The organism is Acinetobacter sp. NyZ410 (assembly GCF_022828975.1).
GTDB lineage: Bacteria > Pseudomonadota > Gammaproteobacteria > Pseudomonadales > Moraxellaceae > Acinetobacter > Acinetobacter guillouiae.
In genome coordinates this window covers 2,807,014-2,829,162 of sequence record NZ_CP094620.1, presented here as the reverse complement: position 1 = coordinate 2,829,162, position 22,149 = coordinate 2,807,014, and the positions used below count along the sequence as shown (strand labels likewise).

Here is a 22,149-nt window from a genome sequence, read left to right as displayed (position 1 = left end):
ACTTGAATCAATATGTGATAGATCACTTAATGAAAAAAACAAGTAAAATCGACGAAATGTAAATTTTGCTTGAACTAAACTTAAGTTAAAGTATTCAGTAAAGGCATTGTATAACTGTCTTAAATTAGATAAAAAGTAGTAATACCTTGCGTAAATTTAGTCGCTTCTTCATGCAATTTGGAATGAACAGAGTTCATTCTCTAGTTGTTGGTGTGGAATCGAAATTTTCAAAACAACCGCAAAGGTTATTTTTATTGAAAGTCAATGAATGTCCTTGTGTCATAATGGTTCATCCTATGTATTTCAGCTTGCTCAAGTATGAAAATTACCAAGTAGATGTTGTGAAAAGCAAGCTTATTAGTTAAAAAAATTAACATCTGATGTTATTTTAACTGAAAAATAAGAAAAATCAACTTGGCTTTACTGTTAATAATTTCCTTTGATTACGTCATCATGGCGATAAATCTAAATATTTCCTCTCTAAATGCCCATATATCCGATTGAAAATTATTAATTAAATTAAAGCGATTTATACCTTTAAAAGGTAAGTAGCATTTAATAACTATAGTTATACACAATTTATATTGAAAAAAGCTAATGACATTTTTGTAAGATTGAGTGAAAAATAATTTGAATAAGATGAATCGGCATGTGTAATGCATTGAGTTGGGCATACGAGGGCAGGGATGAACTGCAATTCGCCCGTATGGTGAAGTTATCCATAAGAAAAATCTTAAATAAATGTAAAATTTTTGTGAAAAATAATTACAACCGCAAGATATTGTGCATAATTAAGCTAATTTAGTTGAAAAGGTTTCATTCATGGATCCGTCGTCGTGTAGGTCAAATTTATTTTTCTCCACTTTATATATTGATAATAATAAGCAGGAGCTCTAATAATGGAATTTTTATTAGACCCTGGAATTTGGGTTGGTCTTTTAACCCTGATTGTTTTAGAAATTGTACTGGGTATTGATAACCTCGTTTTTATCGCCATTCTTGCAGATAAACTTCCTCCTGAACAACGAGACAAAGCACGTATTATTGGCTTATCTTTAGCCTTAATTATGCGTCTAGGCTTGCTGTCTATCATTTCGTGGCTGGTCACATTAACCAAGCCTTTAATCGCCTTTGGCGGGTTGTCTTTCTCAGGTCGAGACTTAATCTTATTATTCGGTGGACTGTTCCTCGTTTATAAAGCCGTCACTGAATTACATGAAAAAATGGAAGGCAAACCTGAGGTTAAAAGTTCAGGTGCAGTTGTTTATGCAAGCTTCTGGGCAGTAGTGGCGCAAATCATCGTTTTAGACGCTGTATTCTCTCTTGATTCGGTGATTACCGCGATCGGTATGGTCGACAATATCTACGTGATGATGGCCGCTGTAACGATCGCTGTGGTTGTGATGTTGATTGCGTCTAAGCCGTTAACCGCTTTTGTCAATAAGCATCCGACTGTCGTGATTCTATGTTTAAGTTTCTTATTGTTGATTGGTGTGAGCTTAATCGCGGAAGGTTTTGGTTTCCATATTCCGAAAGGCTATATCTATTCAGGTATTGGCGTAGCAATTTTAATTGAAGCCTTTAACCAGTTTTCCAGCCGTAATGTTGAAAAGCATCAGTCGAAAACACCATTGCGTCATCGTACCGCAGATTCAATTTTAAAATTGATGGGAAGCAAGCTGGATGCAGATCTATTACAAAGCCCTGAAGCTTTAGCTGCTCAAAAAGCCTTTGGTGATGAAGAACGCTATATGGTTGGTGGTGTACTGACCCTTGCTGAACGTTCAGTTGCCTCAATTATGACGCCAAGAAATCAAATTTCGTGGATCGATCTTGAAGATGATGCGGAGAGTATTCGTCAGCAAATCTTGGCTGTACCACATAGTTTATTCCCAGTATGTCGTGGACAATTGGATAAAGTAGTTACGGTTGTTCGCGCTAAAGAGTTAATTGATGTACTGGATGAACCAGAGCAATTACAAGCCTTGCTTAAACGTAGTCGTCCAATTTTTATTTTTGAAAAAATGAAAGTGATTGACGCAATCCATACCTTAAGAACGTCTAAAGGTTCTTTGGTCTTGGTGAGTAATGAATTTGGCAATATCCAAGGTTTGATTTCTCCATTGGATGTGTTTGAGGCAATTGCGGGTGAGTTCCCTGATGCAGATGAACAGTTAGAGTTGATCAAACTGAATGATACAACGTGGAAAGCATCAGGTATGCTTGACTTGTATCAGCTTGAGTTGGAACTTGGTATGTTGGATCTGGTCCAAGAAGACTCAGGTTACTTTAGTGTAGCAGGTTTGATTTTAGACAAAACTCAAGGCGAAGCAAAAGTAGGTACTCAGATTGAACAAGAGGGCATTTGGTTTGAAGTCATCGAAATGGATGAAAATCGAATCAAGACGGTAAAAATTACCCGTCCAGAGCAATTTTGATCACTATTTTGCGATTAAATCGCAAGCAGATATAAAAAGCTAAGTAGAAAAATGCCTCATTGATGAGGCATTTTTTTTGAATAAAAAGAGCACTTAGATAGGATTACTTATCTAAGTACTTAAAACTAAAAATTAATTAAAAATATTTTGTGTCATTGTTGGCCATAAATTTTGATGTGATTTCTTAAACATCAACATATGACCAATGGCTTTATGACCTGTATCTTTCGGTTTAAGCTCTATCATTTCTGTGCTGGCTTTTGGATATAGGCGAAGTAAGTCTTTGACATTGGCTTCAGTGGCGATCTCATCATCCGAAGACCAATACACCGTAATTGGGCATTGAATTTCGTTGTGATAGTCCTCGAAAATCGTTTTACCTATTGCGTTCATCACATAACCGGGTTTACTGCAAAATTCAGCCCATTGTTTTGCAACATTTTTGGGTAAATTTTCCCCCATGCCTAAAAACTTGGTTGCACCATAACCTTTGACTAAGCTCGAAACAGGAAAGATCATCTTAAACATGACTGGCGCCATACGTTTGGTTCGCCCTTTAAGTCCTTTTACATGTCCTGTAGAGCCTGAAATTGCAATCACTTGTGCCACTTTCTTATAGTTAGAAACAATGCCTAATAATTGTCCGCCAGCACTATGACCTAAAAGTATAACTTGTTGTTTTCCTGTCTTATTCAACAAAGTTTCAATGGCTGCTGGAATATCCAGTTGACCCCAGTCTTGGATACTTGCTTTGGACTGACGAAGAGGACTATGTAAGGATTCACCTATACCACGGAAATCGAAGACCAGCACATCTGAACCTTGTTGAGCAAGCCACTCTATAAAATGATGATAAAAACCTTGGGTAATCCCTGTTGCAGGGCAAACCAAAATAGGCAATCGATGGGTTGATTGTTTTGCCTGATAAAAACGTGCAGTTAAGCTATAGCTATCTGCACAAGTTATGGTTAAATTTTCAAATGTATTCATAACAATTCAATGAGTATGCTTTGATGATTACTTTACATAAGTTCCAAAAAGAAACTTGATCAAAGTATGACTTATGAGTCAAAGCTAATCTAAATATTTTAAGCTGTTGGAATTAGGGTGTTTTAAATGGATTTTGCGGGTTTAGGTTTGTCAGTAAAGTTAGCTTTAATATTCAGCGGGATTTATCTATGGGTAGGTATGCTGACAGGGGTTTGGAAATACTACCAAATTAGTCGATCAGAAATGGCCCGAGCGCATTATTATGTCGATATCGCACATCGCAGCAGCTTGCTTTATGCTCCAGCCACTTTGATTTTAGCGGTAATGGCCTATTGTTCAAGCTGGACAGAAACCACAAATTTGATATTTGTCTTGATCAATTTATTCTTTTTTAGCTTTTCAATCGCTAGTTATGTTTTGCATGGTTTTTTAAAAGATACGACCAACCAATTTAAGCAACCACACCAATTAGGAACCATGCAATTACCGAAAATATTGTTACGTATAGCAATGCTGTTATTGGTACTCGGGGAGATTGTTGCGACTGGAGGATTATTACTTGGTATGTTGATTACTTTGTTTTAATCAATCACCTTAAATAAAGCCGCTCAACTTTCAATTCAAGATATAGCTGTGTTGCAATTGCATAGGCGATGGGCGACATCCATGTCGCCACGCGATAGCAACACGCTGTATGGTTAAACTCAATTTATTTGAGTAACGAAAAACTTCCTCCTTTTTCAAAGGTGAGAAGTGTTAACTTCGCAAGGGGGAGGATTTAAAACTCTGTGTCGAAACGTCACAAAGGGGAGGATTAAAACCCCTAAGCCGAATCTTCACAAAGGCGAGGATTAAAAAACCCGTTAAAGCAAATGTTAGATTGAGTGATTGTGCTACGAAAAAGAAGAAATATTATACTTTTCAGTATGTTGGTTTAAAAATTAATTTAAAAATATATGACAGATCTTCGGCTAAAAGACGTCATGAGAATACTATTGGAAAGCTGAATGAAATGTTGAGATTGGCGTTATTGCTTATTTTTCTGTATTTTTTGTTCTGATATTTTTCTGCTTTTCTTGTTTAAGATGGATGCATGGCATCCATCTTTTATTCTGTAATCTTCGCGAGTTTACGAGATTTATGGTCGACTACATCCCAAACATAGAAGGCAGCAGAAACGACTAATGCATAGGCAAAAAATTCAGGTTTTAAATTGCCTTGAATGAGTCCATGAATAAACAGAGTCACTAAAAGTGCAAGTGTTGTACTTAGATAGATGACCAGTTTTGTATTTGTCTTCAAAGAATTAATGAAGACTTGCTTATTGAAATGTATTGATAACATCCCCATTCCTCCTGTCTGCTCGACAAAAACCACATTGTTTTAGTCTAGATTGGTTTATTCAGTTGTACCATATCTAATTATTATTTCAAGAGCAAATACCTCTATTATTCAAAATAATTATGACATATTTATTACAAATGATGATTATTTTATAAAAAATGAAAATATGAGTGATTTTTTATATAAATGATGTAATTGTTGTGGAGTTAGTGTGAGCCAGTTATCAAAATAAAATACAATAACTGAATAGGTCTTGGAAGCACTTTCGACTAAAGTTGATAAAAAATTATGCAATATTTATGCAAAAATCGAAAAAAATGACTATTTTTTTCAAAATAATTCGATTTTGACATGGAGAGCGTTTCATTTATTGAAAAAATGCAACAACGCGACTGAATTTATCTGTGTTCAATGAAAATTAAGTTTTAGTATTTTTTAGCCAAAAGTTTTTTATACATAGCGCAAAGCTTGATGCGATCTATTCAGGTGCATTGATCACATGCTTGAAGCACTAAGATGGATCAAACAACGCTTTAAAAATTGTGTCGCAAACAATAACGGCCTGTGGGGTAAACATGACAATTATTGATCACTGTTAAAATAAGATTTGGGTAAAATCAAATTTTAAGGATGATAATTAAAAAGCTTTATTTTTTAATTTTATCAATTACGACACAGATGATTAACACGATCAATGATGGGATCACCCATGCTAGATTCTGTTCATTTAAGGGTAAGTTTTGAATCATAAAAGGTAAGCTGTCTTTAAAGCTTGTGACTTTAATTCCTTCAATAAGACCAAATAGAAATGCAACGCCAGTAACAGGTGCGATAACCGTGGTTGGGTGATTGAATTTACCCCAAAAGAAGCTTAATAGAATGACCACAATTGCCGGTGGGTAAATTGCACTGAGTACAGGGACTGAAAAAGCTATTAGTTTGGTTAAACCTAGATTTGAAATCACCAATGAAAATAACACTAAAATAATCACTAAAACTTTATATGGGATTTTCGTGAGTTCAGAGAAGTATTCAGCACATGCACAGGTTAAGCCAATCGCGGTAACCATACATGCAATAAAAATCAAACCTGTCAGGAATAAAGAACCTAAGTCACCAAAAGCATGTTGAACATAAGCATGCAGGATCACTGCGCCATTTTCAGCATTTGGAGCAGCATCATGACTGCCTAAACCAAGTTTAAATAAGCTGAGATAAACCAGCGTTAAACCTACACCAGAAATCAAACTTGCAATAATTGCATATTTGGTTACGAGCTTTTTATCTGTTACACCACGAGAGTGGATGGCATGAATAATCACAATACCGAAAACCAAAGCGCCTAAAGTGTCCATGGTTAAATAACCATTCACAAAACCTTCAGAAACAGGGCTGGTAGCGTAATTGTTGATCGCAGGAGAAATTGAACCAGTTGGGATCAGAAATGCTGCAATACCTAAAATTGCCAGTGCAATAATTTTTAGCGGTGCAAGAATATGACCCACTGTATCCAATAATTTATTTGGATAAAGAGAAACTAAAGTTACAAATGCAAAATAGATAACACTATAAATAAATAATGCTGTACCACCATTTCCAAAGTATGAGGAAAAACCAATTTCATAAGAAACAGTTGCAGTACGAGGTGTAGCAAATAATGGCCCAACCGAGAGATAACACACAACCGTCAGTATTAAACTTGCGACTTTACCTAAAGGCGAGCTTAAAATCGCAATAGAACCTTCAGTTTTAGAAAGTGCCATAATGGTAATAACAGGTAAGCCTACAGCTGTGACTAGAAAACCTAGCGCTGCGAGCCATACATGTTCACCGGCTTGTTGAGCAACAATGGGTGGAAAAATAATATTGCCTGCCCCAATAAATAAGGCAAAGGTCATAAAGCCTAAAGCAATAATATCCTTTGTACGGAGATTAGTCATAAACTGTGGTTGAAAAAGCAAAACAGCGATTTTAGTAGAAATAGCTTATTTTTTGTATTTTATTTTATGGATAATATTCCCGTTTTTTATAAATTTTAACCAATTAGTCATATTGATTATATTTATGTGGATGATTCACAGTTAATTTTCAAAAATTGAAAAAATCAAAATTTTCAAAAAATATAGAATAGATAAAATCATCATATGGAAAGATTATACTTATTCTAAAATTTATGTGCTTGATTTTGCATTTTTATTGAATAAGATAGGCGGTAAATTGCCCTAAACGTATTGAAAAGGCATATAATATTTTTTCACTTTTGCGGACAGATCCAATGAAAGCTTCTACAGTCACCATTAAAACCGAACAAGACCTTGAAAAATTAAGAGTGTCGGGGCGTTTAGCTGCTCAAGTTTTAGCAATGATTGGTGAATATGTGAAGCCGGGCGTGACGACTGAGTATTTAGACGATATTTGCAATGATTTTATTGTCAATACGCTAAAAGTGATCCCTGCAAATATTGGATATTATGGTTATACCAAAACCACCTGTATTTCTCCAAATGAAGTGGTCTGTCACGGTATCCCATCAAAACATAAGGTTTTAAATGATGGCGATATTATCAATATCGATGTTGCGATTATCAAAGATGGTTATTTTGGTGATACCAGCCGTATGTATTATGTGGGTACAGTTAAACCTGAAGCGAAAAGACTGGTTGAAACGACTTATGAGGCAATGGTGGCTGGGATTCATATGGTCAAACCCGGTGCAACACTTGGGGATATTGGTCATGCGATCCAACAAGTTGGGCAACGTGAAGGTTATACGATCGTTCGTGAATATTGTGGTCATGGGATTGGTAAGATTTATCATGAGCAACCTAACGTATTACATTATGGTCAACCCGGACAGGGCTTAGTGCTTAAAAAGGGTATGGTTTTTACCATTGAACCAATGATTAATGCGGGGAAATCCAGTGTCAAAGAGCTGAAAGATGGCTGGACTGTGGTTACTGCGGATAAGTCATTGTCAGCACAATGGGAACATATGGTTGCTGTCACAGATACAGGATTTGAATTGCTTACACCTTGGCCTGAAGGCACTGGCAACTACCCTGAGATTTAATCTTTAGACTTTGGTCTAATGAATGAATTATGCTCAGCGATTTATTGTTTTTTTATCTTTGAAAATGAGATTTTTCTCACTTTATTTGCTGGAAATGTGGATCTTTTAGGGGATATTTTCGTTTAAGAAATATCCAATAAGTGTTTTTAAGTATTGGTTTAAATATTAACCAATCGCTAAGATAGCTTCCAGATTCTCGCTGTAGTTTCTATTGTTGTTTCAAGCTTTCTAGCTTACCCATCCTAGGGTAAGCTTTTTTTTGTCTATCGCTTCTCGATTTGCTTTGATTCGACGATTGAAAATTTAAAATAAGATGAATGAGCCTCCATTCATCTTATTGATAAAAATGCTATTTTTTAAGTTTAAAGTTTAAAATAAACGAAACAGCGAAGCCAAATAGTAGTCCCCAAAAAGCGGAACCAATCCCAAAAAACTGAACACCTGATGCACTGAATAAGAAGGTGAGCAGTGCGGCTTCACGGTCTTTGACTTCATGAAATGCAATCGCAATATTATGACTAATCGTACCAAACAAGGCGATCCCCGCTAATGCCACAATAAAAAGATGTGGAAAAGACATCAATAGACTTGTCAATGTTGCCGCAAATAGCCCCATCAAAATATAAAAGAAACCACAGCTCATGCCGGCAATATAACGCTTCGCAGGGTCTGGGTGAACTTGGTCATCCAGACTGACAGCAGCACTGATTGCGGCAATATTTACGGTATAACAGCCAAATGGTGCAAGCAAAGTCTGCGCTGTACCAGTCCAACCAATAAGTTGGTTAACATGGGGTTTATAGCCATAACTTTTAATCATCGCAATCCCTGGTAAATACTGAGATGCCATATTGATTACAAATAAAGGCAGTGCCAATCCGAGAATTGCAGACCATGTGAACTCAGGTGTCATCCATACTGGTTTTGCCAATCCCCAATGTAAGGTTGGAACATGAAACTCCATAAAAAATGGACAAATGATGATTCCAGCGATCACGGTAATCACAATACAATAACGAGCCCATAGCCGTTTAGTTATGATATAAACCGCCAAGAGGCTGAGAATAAATGCCCAGTCGTTTTGCATACTGGCAAATAGAGCAATACCAAACTTGAGTAATACGCCTGCCAGCATGGCACTGGTCAAACTCTGAGGAATATACGAAATAATTTTTTCAAATATACCTAAAAAGCCTAGTGTGGCAGTCAGTAAACCACTCACCAAGAAAGCACCAATGGCTTCATAGAGTGAGTAGCCGCTGGCAGTGGCAATGATGAGTGCAAGTGCAGCGGTTGACCATGAGGTGGCAACAGGATATTTGAATTTCCAAGAAAGAATTAATCCTGAAAGACCTATACCTAAACCGAGTGCCCAAAACCAAGAGGTAATTTGTTCAGGGTTTGCGCCAAGTAATTGAGCTGCTTGTATAACGAGTACAGCCGAAACACTGATACCAATTAAGAAGGTAATGAAACCTGCAAATATAGCAGGTATAGAGAAGTCTTGGAGTAACTTTTGCATGATCCTTTGCTTTTAAATTTGATTGAATGGTTGAAAATGCAACCATCATACATGGATCATTTTAAAGCTTATAGGGTTAATTGGAATTAAATAGCAAAAGGAAAAATAAAATTGAATAAATTATCATTTTGGGAGAATTTGGCTTTTTTAATCTAGAACTGTTTTAGTTGAAAACAATGTCTAGATAAGCTATCAAAAACGCTGACTCAAGAATATAATTTCCCTTAATGAGTATTTATAATCAAATCAATTACACGGAAAAATAAATTATTTGATTATAAAAAAGCTTGCAATGCCACACCTTACATTCAAAGTTTAAATAGCTTTGCTTAGGCGATGCCTCACTTTTCAGAGATGAAAAGTGACAAAAATCTTCTATTGAGCGAGGGGTACGTCCTGTACCCCCGCCCAACGGCGACATCCATGTCGCCCCACGATAGGATCACCATCTAGAATTCAAAACTAAAAAATGAATTGATAACCAACATTTTCTCAAAGTTCATACAAAAACATAAACTTCATTTATGCTCAATGACTTGATGCAAATCACTTATATGAATAATGAGGTGGTTTGACTATAGATTACCCATTGATAAAGATTAGATATTGCCTTGAATAGAAAGCGCAGTTTATCCAAAAGAACGATCCAAAAAAGAATGCTTTTAATCGGGAGATTTATTGAGCTAAATCAGCTTACATCGTTGAAACAGCGAGCTTTATTCCAAAAGCACAGAACAGTAAGCCTACACAAGCAACACAACCTGCAGCAATTTTGTAGCGTGTATTGAAAAAAGTGGCGAGTTTAACCCCTGAGAAGATCAAGATCGTCAAATAACTCATACTGATGATTTGCAGAATCACTGAAAGTGCCGCAAAACTTAAAGCAGGGTAAGGGTAATCAGGATCGACAAACTGAACAAAGAACGAGAGATAAAATAAAATTGCTTTTGGGTTAAGTAAGCTAATGGTTAGTGCTGTTCGAAATGGATGAAATTGTTCGTTAGTTGCAGTATTCGATGTATTTGTTTGCAGCGTTTGTGGTTTGCTCTGCCAAGTTTTTATACTTGCGATCAGTAAACGAATACCAAGATATGACAGATAGCTTGCACCTACAACCTTGAGAATGATAAATAACCAAGGAAAGGCGTGTAGTAAAGAGGCAGCACCTAAAACAGTACAGAGAATCAGGATTAAATCTCCTGTAAATACGCCTAAGGCACCGATATAGCCCGTTTTAATCCCAAATCGAGAGGCAATTGACATCACATACAATGAGTTGGGACCGGGTAAAATGACGATAAAAATAGTCCCTAGTATATATGTCACAATATCGGTAATACCAAACACAACATTCTCACTGTATAAGAAAAGCGAAATAAAAAAGCCGAGCGTTTATGATAACAAACTCGGCTTTAGAGTGTGAGCGATTTTAGTGCAATTTTAACCAAAAGCGCATCTACAATTTAGATTTATATAAATCATTCTAAATACATAGATTAGTCAATAAAATCAGCATCTAGGCCAAAAGATTGACGCAATAATAATGCAAGTTGTTCACGCGCTTTGATAAAACCGTCAATCCCGCTTTGCAATAATTGGAATGCCATTAAATCAGCTTCCAATTGTTGTTTAAATTCTGTTTTAGAAATCTCTTGATGTTCTTGAGCAGTCTGGTCCGTGTCTAAGCTGAGTTGAGAAACCACATGACGTTGATCATTTTTCAATTTTTCAAGCAGACCCGGTGCAACGGTTAAAAGGTCACAACCTGCTAAACCTAAAACTTGGTCAATGCTACGGAAGCTTGCGCCCATCACTTCAGTTTTGATTTGATGTTGCTTGTAGTAATGATAAATTTGTTTAACAGACAATACGCCTGGATCTTTCTCAATTGGATAGCTTTCTACATTTTCAGCTTTTTTAAACCAATCTAAAATACGACCGACAAATGGAGAAATCAAAGTAAGATTGGCATCTGCACAGGCTTTGGCTTGGTGTAAACCAAAAAGCAGGGTTAAGTTACAATGAATGCCTTCTGCTTCTAGCACTTTCGCTGCCTGAATACCTTCCCATGTAGAGGCAATCTTGATCAGAATACGGTCTTGGTCGATCCCATATTCTTTATACAATGCAAGTAGCTCTTTAGCCTTGGCAATGGTTTCTTCGGTATTATAGGAAAGGGCTGCATCCACTTCTGTTGAAACACGACCTTCCACAATATTTAAAATTTCGACACCCAGTTTGACGGTGAGAATATCGATGGTGCGTTCGACGAGTGCATCTAATTCATAACCTTCTTTTTTTGCTTGCGCATAGGCATCTTCAATCAGCTCACGACTTTCAGGCTGTTGTGCTGCTGCTGTAATGAGTGAAGGGTTAGTCGTTGCATCCAAAGGGCGAAATTGTTGAATTGCGTTTAAATCACCTGTATCAGCAACGATAGTGGTTAAGCGTTTTAATTGATCTAATGCAGATTGTGTCATTACCGATTATTTCTTAGTTAAAATATTTGTGATTTATTTATAACACAATGCGATTTGAGCAAAAGAGGAAAATGTACTGAAAGGCCTATTATTTTGTATGAATTCTTTGATTTCGAATGTGATTAATCAAAAAACGAGCAGCTGAGCCTAAATTGCTCTCACGACTCCAGACTAAGTCGACAAAATATTCAAATTTTGGTGTGAAATCGAGCAAATCTAAGATTTTTAACTTATGTTTGAGCTCAGGATTTTCATTAAACATTTCTAAGGGAAGTACACCCCAACCCAGTTCTTTTAAAATTAAAGCACATGCTGAATGGTGATTGTCTGTCCGCCAATAGTTTTTAGAATAAAGCAGTTCGGGTTTAATGGTTCGATCACGACTTGCCACGACAATTTGTCTGGATTGTAGAATTTGTTCAAAAGTAACTTGTTTATGTGCTGATAATGGGTGATGAATAGCTGAAACAGGGACCAAGGCTTCTTTTTTAAATTCGACAAATTGCTCACGGCTTTCAAGTATTTCACGTTCAAACATCAATGCCAGTTGAGCCGTCTGATTCATCAGCATTTTCAGCGCATCTTCTTGTGGTGCGGAGAAGATATTAATTTCTAAAGTTGGAAAATGCTCTCCCAACAGTGCAATGTATTCAGCCCAGTCTGTATGCAGTAATTCTGAAACCACCACGATATTTAATGAGGATTCCAAGCCTTCGCTAAGTGCAATCGCTTGTTGTTTCCACTGATTCATTTCTACCAGTAGTTGCTCAGTTTTTTCATATAAGCGCTGAGCTTGAGGTGTGGGGATTGGTTCTCGTCCCACACGATTAAAGAGTTTTAGATTTAAGTCTATTTCCAAGTTGGCGATAGACATACTGACAGCGGAGGGGACTTTGCCAAGCTGTCGGGCTGCTGCTGAAAATGAACCTGTTTCCATCACCGTTTTAAAGATGGTGAGTTGTTCTTGGTTAATATTCATGCGCTTGGCACCATTCTGTTTAGTTTTCCAGTTATTAAATTTACTCCAATTCACGCAACCTTTCAATAAAATTGAAAGAACCTGACTCGATTGATCAATATTATAAAAATATAATGCATCCATCGAATCAAGAAAGAGTAGTTTTAAATGATGATTTCCAAAAGAAGGGTTATTCATGCATTAAGCTATGAAGTCATCCTGTTGGTGATCATAGCGATTGCATTAAGTTTTATTTTTGAAGTGCCAATGGAAGTTACTGGTGTATTAGGTGTTGCAATGGCCGTGACTTCAGTGGTTTGGAATATGGTGTTTAACCATTTCTTTGAACAATTTGAACGTAAGAGAAAACTTAAACGTACCATTGGTGTACGTATTTTACATGCCATTGGTTTTGAGGGTGGTTTGATGTTAGCCACGATTCCAATGGTTGCTTACGCAATGGATATGTCTTTGTGGCAAGCAATTTTATTGGATTTCGGAATGACCACCTGTATTTTGGTGTATACCTTTATTTTCCAATGGTGTTATGACTTGATTGAAGAGCGTATGGGGGCAAAGCCTGTACATTCTTAATTAAGTCTGCAATGTTTTTATTTTAAATTTTAGTGAAAATTTCAAATGTGTTGCGATAGAGATCCCCTTAGTTTTATTGAAAAGTAAGGGGATCTTTTTTTATAAAAATTTAATTGAATCAATTTTCTGGAAAAATTGTTTGATTATAAAAAAACTGCAATGCCACACCTTACATTCAAAGTTTAAATAGCTTTGCGTAGGCAATGCCTCACTTTTCAGAGATGAAAAGTGACAAAAATCTTCTGTTTGGCGAGGGGTACGTCCTTTACCCCCGCCCAACGGCGACATCCCTGTCGCCCCATGATAGGATCACCATCTATGATTCAAAAGTACAAAAATGAATTGATAACCAATTGTTACTCAAAGTTCATATAAAAACATAAGCTTCATTTATGATCAGTTGCTTGATAGAAGTCACTTGTATAAATAATTAGGTGGTTTGACTATAAGGAATAAAAACTAGGTAAAACATAATCAATAAAGATAAAACCCGTTACACGATCACAGCTCAGTTTAAACAAACTTTTGCAAAAGATAATTGGAATTCAATTTGTTTTGTAAAATTGTTCGCCTACAATAACAAATCCAATAATATGTAAGAGATGGATTGAGGCAAATATGGTGCAGACAGTTCAGGAGCAGCTGCCACATAGACACCAGCTTGCTGCTCAAGAATTACTTCAGGTTTCAGCAAATTTAAATAAGATTTATCTTGATCAATTTGACTATTTGTCCGAGATTACTGCGCACAACTTTTTCCAGTTTGATCCACAGCAGCATAAATTCAGTCTGGCAAATCAGTTACTCAATATCTACTTTGATGAAGAAAAGGGTTTAATTTTTGCTTTAAATTTTGAAAAGTTACCGCGTTGTTTAGAAAATAAAATCAATATTAATCGTTTTGTTCAATATTTCTCAGAAAATATTTATTTTTATACAACAAAATATCATGAGATACATCCAACTGATTTAAAGACCAAAGCCCAAATCATCCGCCAAACGCTGATTGAGCAGGTTTTCGAGTGGGTGGATGGTGAAAATCGGGTAGAGCAGTATTTATATAATATTAGTGAAGCAGATGCAGAGCGTATTGATCAAATTTTGCTGCACTATGAATATTTTGATTATCCCTATGTTTCTGATTTTGCCAAATATGGTAAAGCGATTCCTTTAAGTGTTGAAATTAACATTAAGCATTTAGTGCTGATTAATTCTGTATTGGGTCAAGAGTTTTTACCGATTCAGTCATTGCTACCCAAATTTCAACAGGCCATTTTTTCTTTAGATCAGTTTATTCCAGCGCATTATTTGCGTATTTTAAAGATTTTTCACCCAGAATCATTACGCTTACACGAAATCAGTCAGTATTTTGCAAGTTATCAACTACTGGCTGTACATGCTCAAGAACAACCGCAAATGCTTGCTTATGCAAAATATATGAAACGGGGCTTTTGGCAATATCAGGATTTATTGAGCAAGCAGCACTTTTTACAAAAAGATGCTGAATATTGGGAACAGGATCAAGTTCCACAATTTCCAATTTGTAGCCTTAAGCGCACTGCAAATTGGCTATTTAAACAAGATGAACAGGTCAATGATTGGATGAGTCGACATATAAAGGATCCCAATGTCAGGATCACGATCACAGCATTAAGTCTGATTGATACTTCAAAGATTTATCCTGAAGTCACTATAAGTGTTTTAAAGTATTTTAAAAATATTGCAGCGCGGCTATTTTTAATTGAATGTCATTCCTTTGCAATTACAAATGAATGGCAAAATCACCAAAAGAACAATCGTTATAGTTTTTTAAAAACAGAGATTGAAAATAAATCGAATAAGAAAATAATTTCTAATTCTTATTTATATATCGAAGAATGGTTGGATTTCGCTGCGTTGATGTTAGCGGATCAACCACAGATGTATAAAAAAATATACCTTAAGATAAATCGTATCATTCAAGCATTTATGCTGTTTGTACAACACATTGCTCAGGGCTTGCCTAAGCAACTGATTAAATTTATTGATCCGCAACGACAACAACATGCTGAATTTTTTATTCAGTTGCAAAAGCACAATATAACAGTCGATGATTTCCGTAAAAAACTGAAACACATGCAGATCGGTCGTGCATCTAACCATAGTATTTACGACAGCTTTGTTTTGGATTATGTGATGCATTTATTTAATGATCATCACGATATTGAGCGGAATGTCACTTGGTCTGGTCTATATCAGCAAGCACAGCGTTGGCATCAACATCATTATTTTGTTGATACCTTGTCGACACTTAAAGAAAAAATAGATGTAGAGCATTGGGATCGCGTTGCACCAATGCAAAAGATTTATTTTGAAGAGTGGTGCTATGAGGAACTGAATAGCTTAAAACGAATTATTCAAGAGTCGCTAGTGTTTAAACACTGTTTGGCATTGTCCTATTGTGCTCGGATCGTAGATCGTGAATATGTAGCATTTCATGTATCGAAAGTTGATGATGCGACTCAGGAAATGACTTTAGGTTGCTATTATAAATTAGGACGTTTGGTCTTTGATCAATTGCGTTTACCCAATAATCATATTCCTGATGAGTTTTATATATTGAAAGCTCAAGTTTTTATTGATGATGTAAATCAGCATTTAAAATGGAAAAGCAGTATTCAACCCAATGAAGAATTGGGAAACTTATAGTTTGATGCAGATCATTTTTGAGTGAGCGACTTGGCTTTAATTCACTTTTCATGATGCATTTGGCTTAACTTTTTATGCAAAAATCGTTAGGCTATAGCCGTCCCATCCTGTTTAGGTAATTCAAGGCTGTTATGAAACAAGAAACTGCACTCAAACTTATGAAAGCGGGTGAAAATGTCTTTTTGACTGGATCTGCTGGTGCAGGAAAAACCTATACGCTTAATCAGTACATCAATTATTTAAAAGCACGCAAAGTCCCTGTTGCAATTACAGCATCTACGGGGATTGCAGCAACACATATGAATGGCATGACGATTCATACTTGGGCAGGCATTGGGATCAAAGATACGCTGACGGATGATGATTTAAAGCGTATGAAAGAGCGTAAATACTTAAAAGAGCATTTAGAAAATGCCCAAGTCTTGATCATTGATGAAATCTCAATGTTACATGCCAAACAGCTTAATTTAGTCAATCAAGTTTTAAAATATTTTAAAGAATCTGATGATGCTTTCGGTGGTATTCAAGTGATTGCAGCCGGAGATTTTTTTCAGCTGCCGCCTGTAGGAAAAAATAGCGAACTAAATCGAGATAAATTTTGTTTTATGTCAACCGCTTGGGTTGAAGCAAAATTTCGTGTTTGCTACCTGACAGAGCAGCATCGTCAAGATGATTCGGCATTGAATGACGTACTCAATGCGATTCGTGCCCAGAATATTCAGCCACAGCATATTCAAGCGCTACAAGATACCCGTAATCAAGACATTGGTGATACCTACACACGCTTATATACCCACAATATGGACGTGGATAGTATCAACTTTCAGCATCTCAATGCGATTGAAGGCGATGATCATCAATTTGTAGCGGTCACAGATGGTAATGAAAAGCTGATTGAGACATTGAAATCTTCTGTACGTGCACCTGATGAGTTGACGCTTAAAAAGCATGCCAAAGTTATGTTCGTTAAAAATAACTTCGATATGGGCTATATCAACGGTAGTTTAGGTGAAGTTATTGGTTTTGAAGAAGACGATGAACTAGGAATGTTACCTAAAGTCAAAATGACCGATGGTACAACCTTGTTGGTTGCGCCAGAAACATGGTCTGTTGACAATGAAGGTGGTAAAACCATCGCCAGTCTACAACAAGTGCCATTACGGTTAGCTTGGGCGATTACTATTCATAAATCACAAGGGATGACCTTGGAAGCCGCGGAAATCAACTTAAGCCATACCTTTGAAAAAGGTCAGGGTTATGTGGCTTTATCCCGGCTTAAATCGATTCAGGGTTTAAGATTATTGGGTTTTAATGATCAGGCATTGGAACTGGATAGTCTTGCAATTAAAGCAGATCGTCGTTTTCAAGAGTTATCCAGTGAAGCCGAAGTGCATTATGCAGATTCAGATTTAACCACACAGCACAATGCCTTTATTCGTCATTGTGGCGGGACGTTAAATACCACTGAAATTGAACGTAATGAGAAGAAGCTGGCGCGTAATAGTGGTAAAACTAATTATGCTTCAGCAACACTTGATGAAACACGTGAATTGTTTGAAAGTGGCTATGAGATTCAGGATATTGCGGTTGAACGTGGATTAACTCCTGCGACAATTATCAATCATTTGGCTCGTTTACATCGAGAACAAGGTTTGGATATCTCGATTGCAAATCCTGGTGAAGAAGTTGTAGAAAAAATTCGTGTGATTTATAAAAAATTGAAGAAACGCCAAGATCCAAGTCATTTTAATGATGATGGTGCGATTAAATTACGTCCAATCGTTGATTTAACCAGTCCAAAAATGGGCTATGATCAAGTACGTTTGGCATTGTTATTTGTTGAGTGATAGATGTTTTTAGTGATGAATTAATGGCTAAATTTGAGAAAAAATTATTAAGTCCACGTTTAGCTATTTTGTCTAAATGCAAATATTCTAATAGTTATAATCTCAGCTTTCAGTTGTGCCCATTTTATTATGCGTATGAATTGATATAGTTAAACCACCTAATTATTCATACAAGTGATTTGCATCAAGTCATTGGTCAGAAGTGAAGCCTATGTTTTTGAATGAATTTTTGGAAACTATAGGTTATCAATTATTTGTTTTTGTTTAATAGGACCTCCTAAAAATTTGGTAGAGTAGATTATGATATAGTTGTTAGATAAGTCTTTTTAATATTTCTAATATTAAATGGATGAGTTAATGCAGAATAGTCACTTACGAAACTATCTATTTCACGAGGAATAAAGTTACTGTCAATAAATAATGTAATATTTACGTATTTCCCATTATCTAAATAGTCCATTTGAGTTTTACTTGTTGTGAGACTCCCGAAATCAGTGATTTCATCTTCGGGATAGATAATTTTAAATGATCCCATCCTTCCATCATTCATAGGTAAGGAATAGCATTTATTCAAATCAGTAGGAATTTTTATTTTTATTGGTGAGATGGCAATTAAACTTTTAATTATAAAAATCTCATCCATTGTTAAGGGTATCATAATTAATCCTATACTCAATATTATTTAGATTTCATATATTTAAAATGCTAAAATATTTTTATACAAGTAAATTTTTTAAAAATAAAAAATGTTTTAACTGCGATTTATTGAATAATATTATTTTTTTGTATGAGTTTTTCTTTTCAAAGTCACGTTATCACTCTTTTATGAGAGCTAAGCTGTTGTCAGTTTTATTGAACAATATAAAAATTTAAATATCTAATCTTTTTGCACCTATGATTTCACTAAATTAAATATCGAGATAAAATGTTAATTTAGCGTTAATTTTACAGTTTTTTTATATGTTAATGCTATAATTCTTATCAATATCTAGTGCTTTCAAACGGTTAATACCATGCCACAAATGTTTATTGATTATTCTGACAATATTCAAAATTTAGATAAAAAGAAATTGATGTTGGGCTTAAATCATGCACTGTTTGATACAGGTTTAGTGGGGCAAGCACATGATATTAAATCCCGTATTCAATCAGTTTCGGATTATTTGATTGGCTTTGGGGATGAAAGTGGCGAGCAGAGTAATCAAGCATTTATTTTCGTACGTTTACAAGGTCTAAGTGGTCGTACTGAACCACAAAAAGACTTAATGACTGAAAATTTATCGCAATTTTTACAGTCATTTGAAGATTATTCTGCACAGGGTTTAGAAATTCAGCTCTGTGTAGAGTTTGCTGAAATGCCACGAGAAATTTATAAAAAAGTTTTCGTGCAAAAATAATCAGCTTGGGGCTTAAAAGATAAGCCCCAATCTTTTACTTATTCATTTCTAAGCTCGCATATTGCTTTAACCAGTTTTGGATATCGCGCTTGTAACTCAACACCATTGAGTAAATCTCTTTCAATCTCGCCAGCTGCAAAATCATAGTGATGTTCTGGATATTGTAAATATACCGCATCACGAATCTCAGACTCTTCTTCATTTTCATGATGAACGCTATATGCCTCATCAGCAACATAGAGTAGACCCTCAGCCCAAGTATCGCCTATATCAAAACTATATTTTCCGCTAACAAAGTTTTGAATATCTTCTTGTATGTCATCAAAGAATTCCTTACCTTTGAGGATTAACCAACATCTAAAATAAATAAAACCATCATCTGATAGATAAGCATCGAAATTGAAAATACCATCTTTTTCAGTAAAATCAGATTCTAAAATTGTCGAGAGTTCTGCGATTTCAGCACTATAGAGTTGTGAGAGTTTGAGCTGGAGTGTTTTTTCGAAAGTAATCAGTTGTTGTTTATCTAATTGAGATAAATATTGCACAAGATCTTGTAAATGCTGGTCAATATCATAGTCAGACCAGTGAGCATCTTTGTTATGATTCGACTGGTCTATTGCGTCCCAAAACAATTTTTCTTCTTCTCGTAATGACATCAGTGATTCCATAGGTTTAAGCTTAATTTTAATGCTAAAAAGTAAATTTATATGTTTAGTCTAAAGACTTAAAACTTCTATGTCTGCATATTGCCAAATTTTATCTGCACTCATTTGATATATTTCATCTAAAAATGCGACATTAAAGCTTCCAACAGCTTGGGCTTTTTCAAAAGCCAGTTTTCCTGCAATCGCAAAATGGATATGTGCAGAGATTGTTGCATTCGTGGCTGTTGTGACTGCACTATACGCAGCAATTAATGCCCCTAAAGCGCAACCTGTTGCCGTGACTTTAGGCTGTAAATAGCTTCCACCATTGACCTGAATCACGCTATTGAGCTGTTTAGAAAGGATAAAGTCAGATTCACCAGAAATTGCAACACATTCGGTATGGGTTAAAAGTGCTAAAGCCTGTAAATACACTTCATTGCTTGACACAGTACTGTCTACACCTTTGGATTCAACTTGATTACCTGCAAGTGCACTGATCTCTGAGGCATTACCACGAATAACAGTCGGTTTAAGCAAAACCAATTGATCAACCATTTCACTGCGCCATTTGAGAAATGCACCATAACCAACAGGGTCGAGAACCCACGGTGTATTTTTACTTGCTACAGTTTGTGCTGAAATTTGCATGGCCTGCATTTGTTCAGAGGTCGGCGTTCCCACATTGATACTTAATGCCGCAGCAATAGAAGCAAAGCTTTCCGCCTCAAATGGGTTATCAATCATTGCAGGTGAAGCCCCAGCAGCCAATAAGACGTTGGCTGCATAATTTGCTGCAACACTGTTGGTAATACACTGGACCAAGGGCTGTTGAGTTTGCAACTCAGTCCAAGCATCCACAACTTTTTGTAAAATGACATCAGTGTGGGTATGAAGTTGATCCGTTTGAGAATGTGTAATATTTTCAGGATGATTCATAAATGCTCCTTACTGAGTAAAGTAGTGGTCTTGGTGTTTGCAGCTGCGACAAAATAATGTCACATAATTTTGTGCATCATACTCAACCGTTAATTCGTTTGAGCCACAATACATACAGCGCTTTTGCGAATAGAAATTTAAGCGTGGTTCAATCTTTTTCCAAGATTTCCACACTGGTTGAAAGAAGATACCTTCATCGTAGCCTAAAAACCGATAAAACAGGATTTCACTCATTCTACTCAATGGAATATTTGGTGGGCGTGGTAGGGTTGAGGTTTCCCATTTTTCAGCAATTGCACGTTCTCGATATTGTTGCACTGTTTTCTTGAGAATATTGGTATTAATAAAATTTTCGTTACGAACTTGTAGCGCCTTTTTTTGATATAGATATTCAAGCGCAGTCTGAATGAGATAGAAAATTTGCCCAACAGCCAATGTGTCGAGTAGGTGGTAACAGAAGATTTGGAAGTTTTTATTGCCCGAAATCTGGATACCCCATGTGCGGCAATAATGTTGGGTAAACTGTACAATTTCTTGATACAGCACAACATAGAGCGCATTTTTGACTTCTTCGGATGTTTTAAATGGGATACCTTGGCTTAGATTTTCATAGAACCAGTGGCGTAGTTGTGTTGCGATACTAAACATACTCGGTTCGGAATAACCATCCAAACGGACATTGATATAGTATTGATGTGCATCATCACTAAAATCTTTGGCAACAAATACATTGTCTTTAATCAGTTGATTGAGAAGTTGACTTTGGAAATAGTAATTGGGGGTAATTGGGTGATATTTAATCACTTCCCAATCAATAAACTCTTGATGGTTGGTATTTTCATGCACCTGATTGTCTAAAATACTCAGTAAAAATAACTTATGTAAAAAACTGAGTTGGTCTAAACCTAGTTCAAAATTATCTTTTTTCTTTAGCTTACGGGTTTCTTGCAAGCGAGTTTCTTTAATCAGCTTACGTCGTTTGCTTTGGCATGTTTCACAATGACAGTTGCGTTGATTGTTTTGAAAAACTTGATGATTGCAATGGCTACATTGGTGAAAACTAACTTCTTTCTCAAATTCTTCAGCTTCAACATAATACATACTTGCCTGACAAAGCGGGCAAAATGTACTTTCATCCAGCTGTTTTTGCAGAATTTGAAGCATAGAGATAAATATATAAATTATTAAGGACTTTTCATTATACACATCTATATAGATGAAAGCTGATTGCTTAA

General features: G+C 36.0%; 18 protein-coding genes. 7 read left to right on the top strand and 11 right to left on the bottom strand.

What is annotated here, in order from left to right; all coding sequences use genetic code 11:
* Positions 1 to 899: 899 nt before the first annotated feature.
* Positions 900 to 2,438 (top strand): transporter associated domain-containing protein, encoded by a 1,539-nt coding sequence (locus tag MTO68_RS13335; protein ID WP_004822208.1) that lies wholly within the window; start codon positions 900 to 902, stop codon positions 2,436 to 2,438.
* Between the two features lie 132 nt (positions 2,439 to 2,570).
* Here the strand turns inward: MTO68_RS13335 and MTO68_RS13330 are convergent, their stop codons facing one another.
* Positions 2,571 to 3,428 (bottom strand): alpha/beta fold hydrolase, encoded by an 858-nt coding sequence (locus tag MTO68_RS13330; RefSeq protein WP_244012842.1) that lies wholly within the window; start codon positions 3,426 to 3,428, stop codon positions 2,571 to 2,573.
* 126 nt (positions 3,429 to 3,554) lie between these two features.
* Here MTO68_RS13330 and MTO68_RS13325 point away from each other — a divergent pair, with 126 nt between their 5' ends.
* Positions 3,555 to 4,013 carry a hypothetical protein gene (locus MTO68_RS13325; protein ID WP_004822205.1) on the top strand — a complete coding sequence of 153 codons (459 nt, stop codon included), beginning with the start codon at positions 3,555 to 3,557 and terminating at the stop codon, positions 4,011 to 4,013.
* Between the two features lie 522 nt (positions 4,014 to 4,535).
* On the opposite strand, the gene MTO68_RS13320 is transcribed toward MTO68_RS13325, so the two are convergent.
* A complete protein-coding gene (locus MTO68_RS13320; RefSeq protein WP_004719635.1) occupies positions 4,536 to 4,772 on the bottom strand; it encodes a hypothetical protein in 237 nt (78 codons plus the stop codon).
* A gap of 647 nt (positions 4,773 to 5,419) precedes the next feature.
* Positions 5,420 to 6,712: a branched-chain amino acid transport system II carrier protein gene (gene brnQ / locus MTO68_RS13315; RefSeq protein WP_004822203.1), complete on the bottom strand. Its 1,293-nt coding sequence runs from the start codon at positions 6,710 to 6,712 to the stop codon at positions 5,420 to 5,422.
* A 335-nt stretch (positions 6,713 to 7,047) separates the two neighbouring features.
* On the opposite strand from brnQ, the gene map reads away from it, so the two are divergent.
* Positions 7,048 to 7,842, top strand: a complete 795-nt coding sequence (gene map / locus MTO68_RS13310) for a type I methionyl aminopeptidase (protein WP_004822201.1) — start codon at positions 7,048 to 7,050, stop codon at positions 7,840 to 7,842.
* Positions 7,843 to 8,191: 349 nt separating this feature from the next.
* On the opposite strand, the gene MTO68_RS13305 is transcribed toward map, so the two are convergent.
* From MTO68_RS13305 to MTO68_RS13290, 4 genes are all read right to left on the bottom strand, one after another.
* On the bottom strand, positions 8,192 to 9,364 hold the full coding sequence (locus tag MTO68_RS13305; RefSeq protein ID WP_244012840.1) for a benzoate/H(+) symporter BenE family transporter: 1,173 nt from the start codon (positions 9,362 to 9,364) through the stop codon (positions 8,192 to 8,194).
* A gap of 693 nt (positions 9,365 to 10,057) precedes the next feature.
* On the bottom strand, positions 10,058 to 10,711 hold the full coding sequence (gene leuE / locus MTO68_RS13300; protein WP_004822197.1) for a leucine efflux protein LeuE: 654 nt from the start codon (positions 10,709 to 10,711) through the stop codon (positions 10,058 to 10,060).
* Between the two features lie 149 nt (positions 10,712 to 10,860).
* The gene (tal, locus tag MTO68_RS13295) at positions 10,861 to 11,844 is read right to left on the bottom strand and encodes a transaldolase (RefSeq protein ID WP_244012838.1); all 984 of its coding nucleotides are present in this window, start codon (positions 11,842 to 11,844) and stop codon (positions 10,861 to 10,863) included.
* Between the two features lie 88 nt (positions 11,845 to 11,932).
* Entirely contained in the window at positions 11,933 to 12,823 is an 891-nt protein-coding gene (locus tag MTO68_RS13290) for a LysR family transcriptional regulator (protein ID WP_034618362.1), read from the bottom strand.
* A gap of 147 nt (positions 12,824 to 12,970) precedes the next feature.
* Here MTO68_RS13290 and aceI point away from each other — a divergent pair, with 147 nt between their 5' ends.
* From aceI to MTO68_RS13275, 3 genes are all read left to right on the top strand, one after another.
* A complete protein-coding gene (aceI, locus tag MTO68_RS13285; protein ID WP_004822192.1) occupies positions 12,971 to 13,396 on the top strand; it encodes a chlorhexidine efflux PACE transporter AceI in 426 nt (141 codons plus the stop codon).
* Between the two features lie 618 nt (positions 13,397 to 14,014).
* Entirely contained in the window at positions 14,015 to 16,084 is a 2,070-nt protein-coding gene (locus tag MTO68_RS13280) for a hypothetical protein (protein ID WP_244012836.1), read from the top strand.
* A 131-nt stretch (positions 16,085 to 16,215) separates the two neighbouring features.
* Entirely contained in the window at positions 16,216 to 17,931 is a 1,716-nt protein-coding gene (locus MTO68_RS13275) for an AAA family ATPase (protein ID WP_244012835.1), read from the top strand.
* A 298-nt stretch (positions 17,932 to 18,229) separates the two neighbouring features.
* Here MTO68_RS13275 and MTO68_RS13270 read toward each other — a convergent pair whose 3' ends face one another.
* Positions 18,230 to 18,589, bottom strand: coding sequence for a hypothetical protein (locus tag MTO68_RS13270; RefSeq protein WP_244012833.1), 360 nt, complete (start codon positions 18,587 to 18,589; stop codon positions 18,230 to 18,232).
* Positions 18,590 to 18,944: 355 nt separating this feature from the next.
* Here MTO68_RS13270 and MTO68_RS13265 point away from each other — a divergent pair, with 355 nt between their 5' ends.
* Positions 18,945 to 19,328 (top strand): hypothetical protein, encoded by a 384-nt coding sequence (locus MTO68_RS13265; protein WP_004719658.1) that lies wholly within the window; start codon positions 18,945 to 18,947, stop codon positions 19,326 to 19,328.
* 38 nt (positions 19,329 to 19,366) lie between these two features.
* Here MTO68_RS13265 and MTO68_RS13260 read toward each other — a convergent pair whose 3' ends face one another.
* The 3 genes from MTO68_RS13260 to MTO68_RS13250 are packed head-to-tail and all read right to left on the bottom strand — an operon-like array spanning position 19,367 to position 22,078.
* A complete protein-coding gene (locus tag MTO68_RS13260; RefSeq protein ID WP_244012831.1) occupies positions 19,367 to 19,987 on the bottom strand; it encodes a DUF4240 domain-containing protein in 621 nt (206 codons plus the stop codon).
* 60 nt (positions 19,988 to 20,047) lie between these two features.
* On the bottom strand, positions 20,048 to 20,914 hold the full coding sequence (gene thiM, locus MTO68_RS13255; RefSeq protein WP_244012829.1) for a hydroxyethylthiazole kinase: 867 nt from the start codon (positions 20,912 to 20,914) through the stop codon (positions 20,048 to 20,050).
* A 9-nt stretch (positions 20,915 to 20,923) separates the two neighbouring features.
* On the bottom strand, positions 20,924 to 22,078 hold the full coding sequence (locus MTO68_RS13250; protein ID WP_004719663.1) for a hypothetical protein: 1,155 nt from the start codon (positions 22,076 to 22,078) through the stop codon (positions 20,924 to 20,926).
* Positions 22,079 to 22,149 lie beyond the last annotated feature (71 nt).